This is a genomic window from Archangium lansingense (genome assembly GCF_026626635.1).
Classification (GTDB): domain Bacteria; phylum Myxococcota; class Myxococcia; order Myxococcales; family Myxococcaceae; genus Archangium; species Archangium lansingense.
The window spans coordinates 4,724,638-4,740,912 of record NZ_JAPNKA010000001.1 but is presented as its reverse complement, the minus strand read 5'-3'; the positions used below and the strand labels follow the sequence as shown (position 1 = coordinate 4,740,912).

Below are 16,275 nucleotides of genomic sequence, written 5' to 3'. Positions count from 1 at the left end.
TGCCGCTCCCGTGTATCCATTTCCAGTCACCCCGGTTTCATGCGCCTCATACGCTCCGCGTTCTTCTTCTGCGCCGCATGGCTGCTCCTGCTGGCGCCCGAGGCGCGCTCTACGCCTTTCGAGGTGGAGACGTTCCGCCCCTCCCCACAGCACCCGCTGCTGCTGCTCGCCCCCCGCGAGTCGAGCCGCTCCACGCTCACCGTCGTCTTCGACGTGGGAGCCCTGGACGACAACTTCGAGAACGGGCTGACCCGGGTATCCCAGCACGCCCTGCTGCACGCCAACGCGCGCATCACCTACGAGAAGCTGTCCCTCGCTCTCTACAAGTCCGCCGCCACGCTGGAGATGAGCACCGGGCTGCATGAGAGCCGCTTCACCCTCACGGCCGCCCCGGACGAGTTCGATGCGCTCGCCCGCACGCTGCTCACCTCCCTGCTCTCGCCCAAGCTCGACCCGCGGCGATTCAAGGCCACGGTGGAGCGGACCCTGAGAGATCTGCAGCCCCTCGAGAACAACAACTGGGTGGAGTCGCTGTTGACGAGCGCACTGCTCGAGGACGCACGCTACCGGGATCCCAACCTGGGCTCGGTGGAGAAGATCGGCGATCTGGAGCCGCAGCGGGTGCACCAATACCTCTCCAACTGGCTGGCGCCGCGCAACGCCACCATCATCGTCACCGGGCGCTTCGACGCGCAGGCGCTGCGCAAGCAGGTGGAGGGCTTCCAAGGTGGAATCCCCCGGAAGGTGGAGAAGCCCAGACTCAAGCTGCCCTTCACACGCGACGTGCCCGCCGCGCGCGAGGTGCAGGTGTTCGCCTGGCCGCTGAACATCGAGACGGCACGCCACGCGGCGGCGGCACGCGTCATGGCCTCGCTGCTGGAGGAGCGGCTCTACAACCGCTTCCGCAGCGCAGGCGTGGGTTATGGCTTCGCCTCCGAGCCCGTGTTGACACCCGCGCTCGACGTGTTCGCGCTGATCCTCCCCGCCTCGGAGAGCTCGAAGCTCGACCTGGGCCGCTACCTGCGCGAGGAGGTGCGGGCCGTGAGTGAGGGCAAGCTCGAGCCCGGCTCTTTCGAGCGCAATCAGCAGGCCACGCTCCACCGGCTGCGGCTGGCGGACACGGACCCTCGCCTGGTGGCCGAGGAGCTCCGACTCACGCGACACCGCCCTGCCTGGTACGGGACGGAGATGTCGGCCGCGCTCGAGTCGCTCACCCCCGAGGCCCTGAGCGAAGTGGCGTCGAGCTGGTTCCGCGACGAGTCCGTCATCCGCATTCATTTCGTCGTTCCTCCCCCGCCCCCCAGGCTCAAGAAGATCATCAATGGCAGGCGTGTGTACGAGGGCGACGAGGAGGATACCGAAGAATGAGTGCCCTTCTCCTGCATTCCGCGCGCAAGGCATTCCTGGCCCTGGTGCTCGTCTCCAGCGTCGCCCTGGCCGAGGGCGCGGCGGAGCTCCTCTCCCCCACCGTCGAGGGGATGCTCGATGGCAGCGAGCTGGTGCTTGCCCTGCGTCCCGGGGCCCCCTCGGCCTCGCTGCACTACGTCGTGCGCACTGGCGCGGCGAAGGACCCGCTCGGCAAGGAGGGCATGGCACACCTGCTCGAGCACCTCATCTTCTCCGGTAGCTATGACGTGCGAGGCGCGGACTTTCGCCGGGCGGTGAAGGCCGCGGGCGGCGACTTCAACGGCTTCACCACCACCCAGTCCACCACCTACGTCCTGCGGGCCCCGTCGGCCGCCTTCCTGCCCCTGGCGGAGCAGCTGCTGCGCATCGTCACCAGCCCCACGCTCGACTCGCGGATGATGCAGCGCGAGGTGGAGATCATCCGCACCGAGAGCACCTACTTCAGCAAGAACCCGGGCTTCCGCGAGCACCTGGAGGACTCGCTCTTCGATGGGCCGAGCACGCGCTCCATCCTCGGCAACCTGAAGACGCTCAACTCCATCTCTCGCAAGGACGTGGTGAGCTTCTACACACAGCACTACGTGCCGGCCAACACCAGCCTCGTCTTCACCGGAGGCGTGGGGCGCGAGGAAGTGCTCGGGTTGCTGGAGCGCGCGGTGAGGCTGCCGCCCTCCTTACCCGGCGAGTACAAGCCCGCCGAGGTGGTGCCGCCGCTGCTGCCCATCGAGCAGAACACGCGCGCCCCGATGAGCCTCATCGCCTACGGCTATGCCGTGGATCCGAAGGACCGAGGGCCATGCCTCCGCGTCGCCGCATTGCTGGAGATGCGGCTGCGGCGCGAGCTGCACGTCAAGGAGCCCATCACCACGGGCCTCGAGGTGCAGTGTATGTCGCTGCGCGGCAACACCTTTCTGATGGTGCTGGCCTTCAGCGCGTCGCTGGACGCGAGCAACCTGCCAGACCTGCTGCAGGAGTCCTTCGAGCTGCTGGCGCGCAAGCCCATGACGGCCGCGGAGGAGAAGCTGCTGGAGCAACACCTCCAGCGGTTGCGCCAGCAGCAGGTGGATGACGACGCCTGGCGCGGAACGGAGCTGGCGCGCCAGGTCGCCCAGCCGCGCTCGGAAGTCCTGACGCCGGTGGAGCTGCTGGCCCCGCCCGCGCCGCTGCCCCGCAAGGCCGTGCAGGACTTCGCGCGCCGCACCTTCGTGCCCGACCGGCAGGTGGTGGTGAACTTCTCCCCCTTCGCCGGCTAGTAGTGTTGCGCATGCACCCTCTCCCCCTGGGAGAGGGCGGGGGGTGAGGGTCTCTACCCGTTCTCCGCGCCCCGGCTCGCATCGCGGAGCATCCGTGCCCCATTGCCGCTCTCTGCCTCGAGTTCCCTCGCGATGACGCAGCCCAAGGGAAGACCCTCACCCTAGCCCTCTCCCAGAGGGAGAGGGGACATCCACAGGCTCTCGGGCCAGGTCCAAGAACTTCGTGGCCACTCCACTAGCCTCGGCCTACTTGGCTACGCCGCTCGCGTCGTAGGACTTGGGCATGAAGTCGGCAGTCCCTGGCTCCGAGGCGGCGCTCAGAGGCCGCAGCCCCAGGCCCGTGGGCAACCACTCCTCCTGGAAAGACGACGTACCGAGCGCCGAGGCACGCACAACCAGCGCAGTGGACACATCCACCACCAGGTGATCCCCCACCTTCAGGGACTCGGCCCGAGCCCGGGCGGCCTGCTGCCCGCCGAGCACCTCGTCCGCCTTCGCATCATCCAGCACGTAGACGAAGGTGCGGAAAGGGCTCGGGTGCGCGCTCGTCCCAGAGCCCACCCTCGCCCCCTTGGCCTCCAGCCGACCCGAGGGCATGGCGCCCCCTGGACACCCCAGCCGTACCTTCACCGGCGCCTGGCCATAGCGAGCCTTCTCCCAGTCCGGGTGCCCATCCTCCAGTGCCGCCAGGTCGCCCCTCAAGGCACCCAGCAACGCCTCGCCCTGCCCCTGGAGTGTCGGCGCCACCTCCACGCACACCTCAAGGGCCCCGCGCTCGGCCACCAGCAACCCTCCCTCGAGCGTGAGGTGGGCGTGCTCGGACTCCTCCCCTTCCGGCTCTCCCGCGCACCGGACTCCCACGACCAGCACGCTCAGCATCGCAGCCACATGGGCCAGTTCCCGCACAGTCAGCATTCTCATGGCCTCAATCCCTCTCAATTGGTGCGGTCCTGGATCTTCTTCACCGAGGTGAAGTCGCTGGTGGTCGGATACCAGACGGGGTCCGTGCAACCCATGCTCGAGTACAGGTCGTTGTGCATGACGCTGTTCATGCAGTCGCCATAATAGCCAGGATCCTTCAAGCCCAGGATGTGGCCAGTCTCGTGGTTGATGAACTTGCGCGCGCGGGTGTCGTAACCCGAGACGTGCTGGGCCTTGAGATAGGAATACATCCACTTGAAATGGGTATGCCCATTCACCGGATCCACCACCGGGTTGTCCTGCACCACGCAGCTGTAGATGTCGCCGCCGCACTGGGACGCCCACGAGTCGGCGATGTGGTACTCGATGCCGATGGTGGCGCGTGTGGCCGAGTCGTACTGGTTGCACAGCTTCGCCGCGCGCCACAGATCGACTCGCCAATTGCCAGTCCCATCCCAGACCAAGCTGAAGTCCAGCTTCGCGAGCGTCTCCTCGATGAAGCCTGCCATCCGGGTGCCGTCGACGGACGAGGTCAATGACAGGATGCAATACTGCTCATCCAAGGAGCCCGGCATGGTGCTCGTCCCGTTGTTGTCATGAATCGTGGACAGGTGGACCTGGTACGAGCCGTTGTGCGAGTGCGACGCGTGCGCCAACGGGATGTGCCGCCACGCCACCACCGACAGCACCGCCACCCAGGCCACTGCGCTCCAGCGGGGAGTCCTGCGGTGCTCCGGGGGCGCTTCGTCTCTTGAGGGGGAGTTCATGGCGCAGCTCCTTCTCGGGGGCTTTCCATCATCCTCCAAGAAAGCAGGAACATCAAGCTAAGCCTGTTTTCCGGATATCTAGACACACATGTATGCCCTGAACCCAGACAGGGCAGGCCCAGGACCCTCGCCTGGCCAGCAGAGGGTCATCACAAACGGAATCCCCCACCGGCAACGGAATCCGCTTCGGCACGTAAAATCCCAGCCCCAGCGAAACACGATAAGCCGCGCCCGCCGACGTATATGATTCGAAATTGCCGTACGGGGGGGCGGTATCTCAGACACCTCAGTACCACTGTGAGGAAGGCCCCATGAATCCACGACAACTGATCAGCGCCGCGTTGCTCGCCATGAGCTTGCTGGCGGCACCCGCGTGCACGGATCCGAACCCCGGACCCGGTCCGGATCCCACCGACCCCGGCCCCACGCCGCTACCCACCGATCCCAACGATCCGAACAACGCCGCCAAGGACACCGACTGCGATGGCCTGAGCGACAAGATCGAGTTCGAGGCGGTCTACGACGGCTCGAAGACGAATCCCGGCCTGGCGGACACCGACCAGGACGGGCTCCCGGACGGGCTCGAGGTAGGCGTCCTCAAGCCGGTAACCGGCACCTCCTGTACCATCACGCCGGACGCGGACGTCTCGATGCAGACCAGCCCCGTCAGGGCGGACACGGACGGGGACGGCCTGCCGGATGGCGTGGAGGACAAGAACCACAACGGCAAGGTGGACGACGACGAGCCCCACCCCCTGCTCCTGGACACGGACTGCGACGGCCTGCGCGACGGCCCGAGCACCTCGAGCGTGAAGGGCGAGGACCAGAACGCCAACGGCACCCGCGAGGCCAACGAGACCGACCCGCGCCTCTTCGACACCGACGGTGATGGCATCTCCGATGGCGTGGAGTCGGGCGCCACCACCAACCTGGACGAGGCCAACTGCAAGGACATCTTCCGCGCGGACGTCAACCCCAGCACCACCACGGACCCGACCAACCCGGACTCCGACGGCGATGGCGTGAGCGATGGCGCCGAGGACACCAACCAGAACGGCGGCTTGGACCAGGGAGAGCTGGATCCCCGCACCAGTGACGCGTCGGGCCCCGCCGGCCAGGTGTGCACCGCCAACAACCTGCGCCTGGTGAGCTTCCAGTCCGAGGAGGGTCCGGACATCAAGCTGGCGCTGCCGCCCACCTTCACCGAGGTCACGCAGATCAAGTCGGGCACCGACGTGAAGGGCCTGGTGGGCTACGACAGCACCTCGAAGATCGCCTTCCTGGCCTTCCGCGCCACCCCGCCCGCGAACTCCACGACCGCGCTCGGTGACGAGGAGGAGCTGCAGCCCGCCATCGCCTCCAAGGGCACGCTGACCAACCGCACCCACCAGGTGTTCAAAACGTGGGAGGGTTTCGAGGCCGTACAGGTCTTCTATGACCATGCGGGCTCGACCACGGACCTCAAGCGCCGTACGGACGAACTGGTGGACGCGCTGGTGCCGGGCAGCACGGGCCGCCTCAGCAGCGCCGCGGCGGGTGTCACAGGCAACTTCCGCCTCCAGACGCTCTTCGTGCACCGCTCGAACCAGAGCCTCGTGGTGGTCATCGCCATAGCGCCCCTGGCGGGCGTGACGGGCGGCAACCGCAACACCCCCGCTGCCTTCTCCGTGAAGGATCTCTCGGATGGCTCCGCGCTCGCCCAGTTCGGCGAGCCCACGGCAGTGCAGTGCGAGCGCTTCCAGCTCCCCATCTCCAAGGTGGACTTCCTCTTCGTCGTGGACGACAGCGGCTCGATGAAGACCTCGCAGCTCTCCCTGGCCACCGCCGCCCAGTCCGCGGCGGACTCGCTCAACGCCTCGTCACTGGACTGGCGCATGGCGATGGTCACCTCGGCCTACCACCTGGGCACCGCGGGGAACGGGGGCAAGCTGCGGCGCTTCACCCGCAACGTGAGCAAGGTGAAGTCCTGGCTCATGGAGAACAGCACGTGCTCGGGCACTTCGAATGGGACGTGCAGCCTCCCCACGGCGCCCGAGTCCGCCCCCTGCCCCGGCGACACCTCCGAGGGTGTCAACGGCGGCTGCTGGGTGGGCCTGGGTGGCAACGGCAGCGAGGGCGTGCTCGGCGCGGCCCGCAAGGCCATCGACGACATGACTCCCGGCACCGAGCCCACCGCCTCCGAGTCCGCCACCCTCACGCGCAAGGACGCCACCATCGTGGTCGTGCTGCTCGGAGACGCGGATGACCAGAGCACCGGCTACACCACGGTCTCCGCCAACTGCGGGGCCGGGGGCTCCAAGGACAAGGCGGGCAGCGACTGCGTGAGCATCCAGACGTTCGCGGAGTTCTTCGGCACCCGCTCGGAAGTGGTGGCGCCCAAGAACAAGACGGGCAGGCAGATCCCCGTGCACGGCATCGTGTGCCCGGCCGGCCAAGCCTGCGGCTGCGACGCGGGGAAGACCTGCAACCTAAGCGAGACCTCCCGTGAGTTCAACCCGCTGCCCGCCAACGGTGGGCAGCGCCACGCGGCGGTGGTCAACGCCACGGGCGGCGTGCTCGGCTCCATCCTCGACACCGCCTCCATCGGCGCCTCGGTGGATGCGATCATCGCCGATGCCATCGGCAACGCGGGTTACAAGACCCTCAAGCCGCCCATCGGCGCGTCCATCAAGGTGGCCATGGAGAACGTGCGCGACGCGGCGGTCTGCACGGCGAGCGGCAACATCCCGCGCAGCACCGTCAACGGCTTCGACTTCGACGGCAGCGCGCGCACCCTCTCCTTCTTCGGCGCCTGCCGCCCGGCGAGCGAGTCCACCCAGGTGGCGGTCTCGTACCAGTACTGGGTGGACGCGGTGAAGGATCCCAACGGCGGCATCGCCTGTGAGGATGACCCGAACTACAACCCGACCGAGCCGGACCACTGCACCGGCCCGCTGCTCGGCTGCAATGAGTCGGGCACTCAGTGCGTCTGCAAGCCCAACTGCGGCGATAGCTGCGGCTCGGGCGCGCGGTGCGACATGACCAGCTGCAGCTGCAAGCCGATCCTCAACTAGCACCCGTGGTGCTCCGGGCCTGGAGGTGAACGGGCCCGGAGCCTGCCCGCCGTGGGAGGGGACAAGCCCCTCCCCGGCTACCGGCCGGAGCCCAGGGTGAACAGCAGCAGGGCCGCCTGCTCCGCGGAACCGCGCGCGAGGAGCTCGGGCGGCACGAAGACGCGCACCGGAGGCAGCAGCTTGCTGGTGCAGCTCCGCGGGCCTTCGTACCAGCCCTCGTTCTCGGTGGCCTTCAGGTCATAGGTGCACTGGTTGACGTAGACGTGGAGGTTCTTCGGGCTGAACCGCAGCGTCACGGGCCCATCGAAGAAGCCCCCCTCGGCGAACAAGGTGTCGCCCTGCTTGCGGAGCTTGAGGTTCACGGGCCTGCCGCCGATGACCCCGGTGGCCTTGTCCGGCTTCAGCTCGAGCTTCACCGTCCCACCGAGCGCACTCCCACGCAGCTCCGTGTCGGACCGATGCAGCTGCATCTCGCGCGACACGATGTCATCTCCACGAAGTTCCACGTTGAAGTTGTCATATGGCAGGTCCACGGAGATGACCGGGGTGGAATTGCCAAGGGCCACTCCCCCTACAAGGAGTCCGAAACCCAGAACACTTCTTGACCAGGAGCGAAGACGGGGCATGCGGTCAGTGTAGCCACACGCGTGCACTCTCGCACTACTCGAGCCACTTCTGCATCGGGTCCTCATCCCTCACGAGTGTGTACCCTCCATCATCCGGCGCTCGCCCGCCTGGCAGCCTGGAGTATGTGGCCATGAAGGGGATGGTGTAGCCATCCGGCTTCATCCGGAGAGTGCGGCGTGGTGCGCGTAAGGGCATCCCCGTTCCCATCCAGGTCAGCGCGCCCCCTGCTTCCTCCCTTTCGGCCCGGTATGCGGCTTGCTCCGGCACTCCGCGGCAAGGCGAGGGGGCGAGGGTGATCCGGAAACTGCTGGGGGCGTGTGGGGCGGTGGTCGTGGCCGTGGCATGGGCGTGCAATGACTCGCCCGAACCGGCACGCCCGGAGCAGGAGGTGGACCTGGAGCATCCCGACGCGGGTCCTCTGCCCCCGGACGATGCTGGCACGCCACCTCCCGACGCGGGCCAGACTCCCGAGGATGGAGGCACCCAGGACCCGCCAGACGCCGGCATTGAGCCGGATGGTGGCACTGGGACAGATGGTGGCACTGGGACAGATGGTGGCACTGAACCGGATGGCGGCACCGATGGTGGTCCCGGCCCGCAGACGGATCCCTGGCCGAAGGAGGCGTCGGTCAACTACACGCAGCGCTTCGGCGTAGGCAGTCCTCAATCAGTGGCCGTGGATGACGCCTTCAACATCTGGCTGCTCGCCGGCAACCGCATCGGCGTACTGCGCCCCGGGGACGCCCAACCGCTCTGGGCGAGCAGCCTTGGCCAGGCCAGCAGAGGCTTCTCCTCCACCGTCATCTGCGGCGGTAGCGCCGGCCGCGCCTACGTGGGCTACTACGCGCAGGAGCTCGACAACCCCCTGCGCAGCTCCTACCAGGACTCGGCCTTCCTGGAGGGCGACCTGGACGCGGTGAAGCTCACCCCGGAAGGCACGCTCGTCCTGGAAGAGCACATCACCCGCTCGTTCCGGCGCAACAGGGACCAGGGCGACGGCAGCCTCACCTGGAACCCGCCGAACAACACCGGCATCCGCAACTCCAATGACTGGAGGTTCGACGAGGATCGCGCGGTGCTCAGCTGCGTGAAGGTGATGCGCGGCCGAGACAAGGGCGAGGTGTATATCGGCACCAACCACGGCGTCACCCGCATCCGCGGGCTGGACTACAACAGCCACCGCCACCCGGTGTGGTTCGAGGACGGCACCCAGCGCGCCGGCTTCACCTATGCGGTGGGCATCGCCCAGGACGGTGACGTGCTCATGGCCAACGACTGGACCTTCGGCATCGTCACCCCCAACGAGGATCTCGGACTGTGGGATGCAATGAATCCGAAGGTGCTCAATCCCATGAAGGTGGAGTCCTCGTACCTCCCTGAGGTCAACCCGCTCCCCGAGTTCGACTTCTGGCGTGGCTTCCAACAGACGAAGGACGGCCGCTACTACCTGGCCAGCAAGGACTACGGCCTCTGGGAGATGAGCATCCTCTCGCGCAGCAATCCCTGGCAGAAGGGCACGCGGGTTCAGGGCCTTCCCACCCAAGGGCTCACGGCGCTGGCGGCCACGGATGATGGCTCGCTCTTCATCGGCACCGCTGGCTCGGGCCTGTGGCGGATGGACGCGAACAAGAACCTCTCGCGGGTGGCGAATGTCCCGGGCCGGACGGTGAAGCAGCTCATCTACGACCCCAACGGCACCCCGGCGATGCTCTACGTCCTCACGGACTCAGGGCTGACGGTGCTCCGCGGCTACTGAGTCACGCCACCATCCACCAGCCGCCGAGCAACACCGAGCCGAACGACGCCACCGCCGGCACGTGGCGGAGGAGCGCCTCGGGCTTGGGCACGGCGCTCGAGCTGGCGGACAAGGCCGCGGTGAGCGCCGACATGGCCAGCGTGCTCCCCAGGACGAAACCGCCCAGGTACAGCGCCTGCCACACAGGCGAGGCAGCCACCGCCGCGGGGAGCAGCAGCAACACCGCGGCAGCGCCCGTCAGGCCATGGATGAAGCCAATGGAGAGCACGCTCCAGGAGCTCGCCGCCCCACTCGAGGAGGCGGCTGCTCCCTTGCCTGGCGTGCGATGGGCCAACCAACGGCGCAGTCCCACCACTCCCGTCATCAGCAGCGCGCCACCCGCGATGCGCTCCCCCCACGTCTGCAACACGTTGAGGTTCAGCGCCGCAGCCACCCACGCCACGGCCGCCACGCACAGCAGGGTGCCCAGCCCATGACCCAGCCCCCACAGCAGCCCCACGCGCCAGGCTCGCCGGCCGATGCCGAGGGAGAGAGGCGCCAGGCTCAGCAGATGGTCCGGGCCGGAGACCGCGTGAAGCGCGCCTGACCCCAATCCCGCGATGGCTGCAACCATGGACGTCCTCCCAGTGCGCCGACGCAGCAACACGTCGGCTTTGTCGTAACCAGGAGGATGCGTCCCGAAGCCTCATAAGGCCAAGACAACGTTCTCATCTGCCTGATAGCCCTGGGCTATCACTGGTTCTCGGCCCCGCACAGCGCCGCCCACTCAGGCCGCTGCGCGGTCGTCCCCAGCACCCATGCCCCAGGCCTTGCTCTGCGTGGGAGCAGTCGCGCCCGGCAGCTCGGCCTTGCCGGTCTTCACCAGCGCGTATCCGGCACCGACGACCAGCGAGCCGGCGGCGATCGACAGCAGGTAGAGCAGCACGTGGTTGACCGCGTTGGGGATCAGCAGCACGAACAGTCCTCCATGAGGGGCCATCAGCTGCACGCCGAAGAACATCGACAGCGCACCCGTCAGGGCTCCACCGAGTATGGAGACCGGAATCACGCGCAGGGGATCCTTGGCCATGAAGGGAATCGCGCCTTCGGAGATGAAGCACAGGCCCAGCACCAGCGACGCCTTGCCGGCTTCACGCTCCGGCTTGGAGAACTTGTTCCTGGCCAAGAGACTCGCCAGGCCCATGCCGATCGGCGGCACCATGCCGGCCGCCATGATCGCAGCCATCGGCCCGTACGAGCCGGCACCCGCCGACAACAGCCCGACGCCGAAGGTGTACGCCGCCTTGTTGATCGGACCTCCGAGATCGAAGCACATCATCGCGCCGAGCAGCATGCCGAGCAGGATCGCGTTGCCGGAGTTCATGTTCGCCAGGAAGCCCGTCACCGCCGACATGATCGCGGCCATGGGCGCTCCGATGACGTAGATCATCACCAGTCCGGTGACCAGGCTCGCCACGAGCGGGATGATGAGGATCGGCTTCAACGACTCCACGCTTGCCGGCAGCTTGACGTAGCGGCTCAGCGCTCGCGCCGTGTAACCAGCGATGAAGCCCGCGGCGATGCCACCGAGGAACCCCGCCCCAAGCTCGCTCGCCAGATAGCCGCCAATCATCCCAGGAGCGATTCCGGGCCGATCCGCGATGGAGTTCGCGATGTAGCCAGCGAGAAGCGGCACCATCAGCTTGAAGGCCGCACCACCGCCGATGCGCATCAGCGCCGCCGCCAGCGAGCCCTCTTCCTTGAAGGCCTCGATACCAAATACAAACGACAGGGCGATCAGCAGGCCACCCGCGACAACCATCGGCAGCATGAACGACACGCCGGTCAGCAGATGCTTGTAGGGTCCGCCTTCCCGCTCGCCCGCGGCCTTGGCGCCGCCACCCGCGGCCACCGGATGGCCCGTCGCTCCGCTCATGACCTGCGCCTTCTCCAGCGCATCGCGAATCGTCTGCTCGGATTTCTTCAGCGCGGACCCCGTCGACGTCCGCCAGACGCGCTTACCCGCGAACCGAGAGGAATCGACCTCGATATCACAGGCCAGGATCACCACCTCGGCGTCCCGGATCTCCTCGGCGGTCAGCGGGTCCTGCGCGCCCACCGACCCTCGCGTCTCGACACGGATGGGATGGCCGAGCCCGCGCCCGGCCCGGGCCAGCGCCTCGGCCGCCATGAAGGTATGGGCAACCCCGGTGGGACAAGCGGTGACCGCCACGATCTTCTTCCCACCTCCAGCGGGAGACGAAGCCGCGGGCATCAGCGGCACCACGGGCGCCGCCTCGAGGGGAGCAACGGCAGCCGCGGTCAGTGCCGTGGCGCCAGACTCGGCGCGCGTCAGGAACGCATCCGGGTCAGGCAACGCTTCCGCGATGGGCGCCTGATAGACGCGCTTGCCAATAAACCGCGCGAGCTCGACTGGCGCACTCGCCGCGACAACCACCAGGTCGGCGGCCTCGAGCGCCGCGCGGCCAATCGGGACGACCGGCTCGAGCTGGCTATGCATCTCCACGGTCGCGTTCCAGCCGCGCCTCTTCGCGGCACGCTCGAGACCCCGAGAGGCCAGGAAGGTCGTGGCTACGCCGCTCGGGCAGGCAGTGATGATGAGCACGTTCATCGACGCGTCTCCCCGGTGAGTGGTTGTGCGGTCAGGCTCCGGATGAGGGTCTGTTGCTGCAGCGCTTCGAAGTCTTCGGCCTTCGGATCGCCGACGCCGATATGGCGCACGGACTCAGCGGCAAGCGCCGTGGCAAAGCGCAAGCTGCGCTCGCGCGGCCAACCGGACAGGACTCCGTGTAACACGCCGGCCAGCAGCGTATCGCCCGCGCCGACGGTGCTGACGACCGAAACCCGCGGCGACTCGGCCATCAGTGCGTCGCCGCGCTGGGCCCAGATCACCCCCTCGGCGCCGGCCGAGACCAACACGTCCTCGATGCCCTCGGCGTTGAGCCGCAGCGCCGCCACGAGACGCGCTTCAGGGGTGTTGAGCGAATAGCCCACCCAATCGGCCAGCTCGGTCTCGTTGGGTTTGACGCCGGTGGGCCGTGCGGCCAGACCGGACACCAACGCCGGACCACTGGTGTCGAGCCACACCGGCACATGGTGTTCGCGGATCCGGGTGAGCAGGCTGGCGAGCTGCGCTGGCATCACATTGGGCGGCAGGCTGCCGGAGATCACAACCGCATCGACCGCGGGCAGCACCGGCGCCAGGCGCACGGACAACGTGTCCAGCGCATGTGCCGGAACGAGCGGGCCAGGGCCGTTCAGGTCGGTGACGCGCCCGTCCGGCTCGGAGAGCTTCGCGTTGATGCGCGACTCGCCCGGAACTCGGACGAACGCGTCGTGCATCCCGTGCCGGGCGAAGGCCCGCACGAAGGCCGCCTCGTTGTCGGCACCGAGCAGACCCGACACGGTGACGTCATGGCCCAGTCTCCGGAGGACGAGCGCCACGTTGATGCCCTTGCCGGCGGCGTCGAGCCGGGTGCTCTCGGTCCGGTTGACCTCGCCAAGCCGGATGGGTCCGAGCCGGATCGCGAGATCCAACGCGGGATTCAGTGTCAGCGTCAGGATCCTCGCCATCAGACGACCTCCAAGGCTTCGCGCACCGCGGCGGCAGTCGGCTGCCTCAAGGCGAGCTCGGCCAGTTCACGAGCCCGCGGCAGCGTCAGCTCGCGGACGGCGGCCTTTACCAGCGGCACGCGGCGGCTGCTGACAGACAGCTCATCGACGCCCAGGCCGACCAGCACCGGGATGGCGTGCGGATCAGAGCCGAGCTCGCCGCAGACCCCCACCCAGCGGCCTTCGGCATGGGCGGCGTCAACGGTCAGTTGAATCAACCGCAGCACGGACGGGTGCAGCGCATCGGACTGCGCGGACAGCTGCGGATGGCCGCGGTCGATCGCGAGCGTGTACTGCGTGAGGTCGTTGGTGCCAATCGAGAAGAAGTCGGCTTCCTTCGCGAGCGTGGGAGCGAGCAGCGCGCAGGACGGCACTTCGATCATCACCCCGAGCTGGACGTCGGCCGCCTTCACCTCGGCCTGCACGCGGTCGAAGATGGCCTTGCCCGCGCGGAACTCTTCGATGTCCTTGACCATCGGGAACATGATGCGCACCGGGCGGGTACCGGCCGCGGTCAGCAGGGCGCGGAGCTGCGTCTCGAGCACCTCCGGCCGCATCAGCGTCAGACGGATGCCGCGCACGCCGAGGAAGGGGTTGTCCTCCTGCGGCATCGGCCAGTACGCCAGTGGCTTGTCGCCGCCGACATCGAGTGTGCGCGCAACCAACGGGCGGCCGGCCAGCGCGTCGAAGGCCTCACCGTACTCGGAGATCTGCGTCGCCAGATCCGGCGCCTCTGGATGCGCCATGAACACGAACTCGGTGCGCAGCAAGCCAACGCCCTCGGCCCCGCGCTCGACGGCATCCGCGGCATGCGCGGTGTTGCCGAGGTTCGCGCAGATCTCCACCCGGTGGCCATCACGCGTGCGCGCCTCCTCGTGCCTTCGGGCATGGGCCGCCCGCCGCAGCACCTCTTGCTCGTCGATGCGCTTCTCCGTGCGCTGGCGACGCGCCGGGCTTGGAGCCGCGACGACACGTCCGCTCTCGCCATCGACGATCAGCTCAACACCGGTGGTCAAGGCCAACACCCGCTCACCCGCCCCGACGACGGCCGCGATGCCAAGGGCCCGCGCGAGAATCGCGCTGTGCGAGGTGGCCCCACCACGCGCAGTGACGAGCCCACGCACCTTCGCCGTATCCAGCCGCGCGACATCGGATGGCCCGAGGTCATCGGCCACCAGGATGTAAGGCTGCTCCGGCGGCATCGGCATCTCGACGCCGCACAGCAGACCGAGCACACGGCGGCCGACATCGCGCAGGTCCGCGGCGCGCTCGGCCAGCAGCCGGTCGGCGAGCGCTTCCTGCGTGCGCGCCGCGGCGTCAATCGCACGCCACCAGCCAGCCTCGGCCGACGCACCTTCGCCGATGGCCTCGAAGGCCGCATCACGCAGCTCCGGATCTCCGAGCATCTCCGTGTGGATGGAGAGAATCTGCGCAACCTCGCCGCCCACCGTCCGCTGCACCAGCGTTTCGAGCTGCTGACGAGCGCCGTCGAGCGCACGCTGGAGTCGCTCGCGCTCCTTCGCGGAGTCGTCCGCCCGCTCGGCGTAATGGAGCTCCGGCAGTCGCAGCACGTAGGCAGGCGCGATGGAGAGGCCCGGAGCGGCCGGCACGGCCGTCAACGGCTCGTCGGCCACTGGGGCGGCGACAGGCTCCGCCGGGACAACCCGGGCGACCCGGGCGGCGCTCTCCTCGCGCGTCTCCTGAAGCGGCGTCACAGGCTCACCAAGGCCGCCTCGCACCGCCTCGGCCAGCGCTGAGACAGCCTGCGCGGCCCCCTCCCCTTCCGCGGAGAACACCAGCGTCTGGCCGCGCCGCGCACCCAGCCCGAGCACCTTGGTCAGACTGGCCGCGGAGACAGCCTCTCCATTGCCCTCGAGCAAGCGGACGCGGACCTGCACGGCCTGCGCTCGTGCCACCTGCACCAGCTCCTTGGCCGGCCGAGCATGAAGACCGTGAGCGTTGAGCAGGCGGACGCGGGCGGTCTCGGCCTGCGCGGACTCGCCGGACAGCCGCGCCAGAATCTGCTCGGCAGGCAGCTCGGCGAGCCGATCCCCATCGCCGCGCGCGAGCAGCCCATCGAGCCGCATGAGCAGCGCACGGTGCGCATCGCCCTGGGCGGCCAGACAGAAGACGCCGGAGACCTCGCCCACGTCATCGCGGAAACGCTGTTCCGGGGTTGCCAGCGCCAGGGCAGGTGCCTGAACACCTGAGGTGCCGTACACAAGCCAGAGCCCCAAGCCCAGGGGCAGCGGCAGCTGCCCGACGACCGACGCGACAAAGCTTGAGTCCACGCAGCCGGCCTGGCGCAGACGCGCCGCGGCGGCCAGGGCCAGCTCCAGACGGTCTCGGGCTGGCACGCCCAGGCAGAGCGTTCCGGCATCGCATCTCGCGGACACCGGCGCGCGGGACAGCGCCGCGATCACCTCGTCGGCGCTCGTCGCACCAGCCAGCGTCTCGCCCACTCCGTCACGCTCCAGCACGTGAGTGAGCTGACGCAGGATGTCGAGATGCTCGTCGGACTGCGCGGCAATCGTCACCAGCAGGTTCACCCGCGAGCCGTCATGCCACGCGATACCTTCCGGGAATTGAAGCACGCGCACACCCGTGGAGCGCACGTGGCGCCGGCTCTCCGGCGTACCGTGGGGAATCGCGATGCCGTGGCCCAGATAGGTGGAGGACTGCGCCTCACGGGCGAGCAGCCCCTCCCGGTATTCGGCCGACACGCGGCCTGCTTCGACCAGCGCCGCGGCGGCCTGCTCCAGCGCCGCACGCCAGTCAGCGGCACGGCACCCGAGCCGGACATCCTCCCGAGTCAGCGTCAGCATCCGTTGCATCCTCCCCGTCCTGAAGCTTATAGGTGATTTTGCTGAATCGTGTCA

At 68.2% G+C, this 16,275-nt stretch carries 11 protein-coding genes; 4 read left to right on the top strand and 7 right to left on the bottom strand.

Translation table 11 applies throughout. The annotated features are described in order from the left end of the window. Positions 1-39 precede the first annotated feature (39 nt). Positions 40-1,368: a M16 family metallopeptidase gene (locus tag OV287_RS19435; protein ID WP_267535532.1), complete on the top strand. Its 1,329-nt coding sequence runs from the start codon at positions 40-42 to the stop codon at positions 1,366-1,368. Continuing rightward, complete coding sequence (locus tag OV287_RS19430; RefSeq protein ID WP_267535531.1) at positions 1,365-2,660, top strand: M16 family metallopeptidase; 1,296 nt, start codon at positions 1,365-1,367, stop codon at positions 2,658-2,660. Before OV287_RS19435 ends, OV287_RS19430 begins: the two co-directional genes overlap by 4 nt. A gap of 246 nt (positions 2,661-2,906) precedes the next feature. Here the strand turns inward: OV287_RS19430 and OV287_RS19425 are convergent, their stop codons facing one another. Together OV287_RS19425 and OV287_RS19420 are read right to left on the bottom strand one after the other, a co-directional pair. Further along, the gene (locus OV287_RS19425) at positions 2,907-3,581 is read right to left on the bottom strand and encodes a hypothetical protein (RefSeq protein ID WP_267535530.1); all 675 of its coding nucleotides are present in this window, start codon (positions 3,579-3,581) and stop codon (positions 2,907-2,909) included. A gap of 14 nt (positions 3,582-3,595) precedes the next feature. Then, positions 3,596-4,348 carry a hypothetical protein gene (locus OV287_RS19420; RefSeq protein WP_267535529.1) on the bottom strand — a complete coding sequence of 251 codons (753 nt, stop codon included), beginning with the start codon at positions 4,346-4,348 and terminating at the stop codon, positions 3,596-3,598. 311 nt (positions 4,349-4,659) lie between these two features. On the opposite strand from OV287_RS19420, the gene cglD reads away from it, so the two are divergent. Further along, on the top strand, positions 4,660-7,401 hold the full coding sequence (gene cglD, locus OV287_RS19415) for an adventurous gliding motility lipoprotein CglD (RefSeq protein WP_267535528.1): 2,742 nt from the start codon (positions 4,660-4,662) through the stop codon (positions 7,399-7,401). A 77-nt stretch (positions 7,402-7,478) separates the two neighbouring features. Here cglD and OV287_RS19410 read toward each other — a convergent pair whose 3' ends face one another. Beyond that, a complete protein-coding gene (locus OV287_RS19410; RefSeq protein WP_267535527.1) occupies positions 7,479-7,967 on the bottom strand; it encodes a hypothetical protein in 489 nt (162 codons plus the stop codon). 353 nt (positions 7,968-8,320) lie between these two features. Between OV287_RS19410 and OV287_RS19405 the strand changes: the two genes are divergently transcribed. Further along, positions 8,321-9,784 (top strand): hypothetical protein, encoded by a 1,464-nt coding sequence (locus tag OV287_RS19405; protein ID WP_267535526.1) that lies wholly within the window; start codon positions 8,321-8,323, stop codon positions 9,782-9,784. Position 9,785: 1 nt separating this feature from the next. Here the strand turns inward: OV287_RS19405 and OV287_RS19400 are convergent, their stop codons facing one another. From OV287_RS19400 to ptsP, 4 genes are all read right to left on the bottom strand, one after another. Next, positions 9,786-10,397 (bottom strand): hypothetical protein, encoded by a 612-nt coding sequence (locus OV287_RS19400; protein ID WP_267535525.1) that lies wholly within the window; start codon positions 10,395-10,397, stop codon positions 9,786-9,788. A 153-nt stretch (positions 10,398-10,550) separates the two neighbouring features. Next, complete coding sequence (locus OV287_RS19395; protein WP_267535524.1) at positions 10,551-12,395, bottom strand: PTS fructose-like transporter subunit IIB; 1,845 nt, start codon at positions 12,393-12,395, stop codon at positions 10,551-10,553. Beyond that, positions 12,392-13,357: a 1-phosphofructokinase gene (gene pfkB, locus OV287_RS19390; RefSeq protein WP_267535523.1), complete on the bottom strand. Its 966-nt coding sequence runs from the start codon at positions 13,355-13,357 to the stop codon at positions 12,392-12,394. The genes OV287_RS19395 and pfkB overlap by 4 nt, the downstream gene beginning before the upstream one ends. Then, positions 13,357-16,221, bottom strand: a complete 2,865-nt coding sequence (gene ptsP / locus OV287_RS19385) for a phosphoenolpyruvate--protein phosphotransferase (protein WP_267535522.1) — start codon at positions 16,219-16,221, stop codon at positions 13,357-13,359. Before ptsP ends, pfkB begins: the two co-directional genes overlap by 1 nt. Positions 16,222-16,275 lie beyond the last annotated feature (54 nt).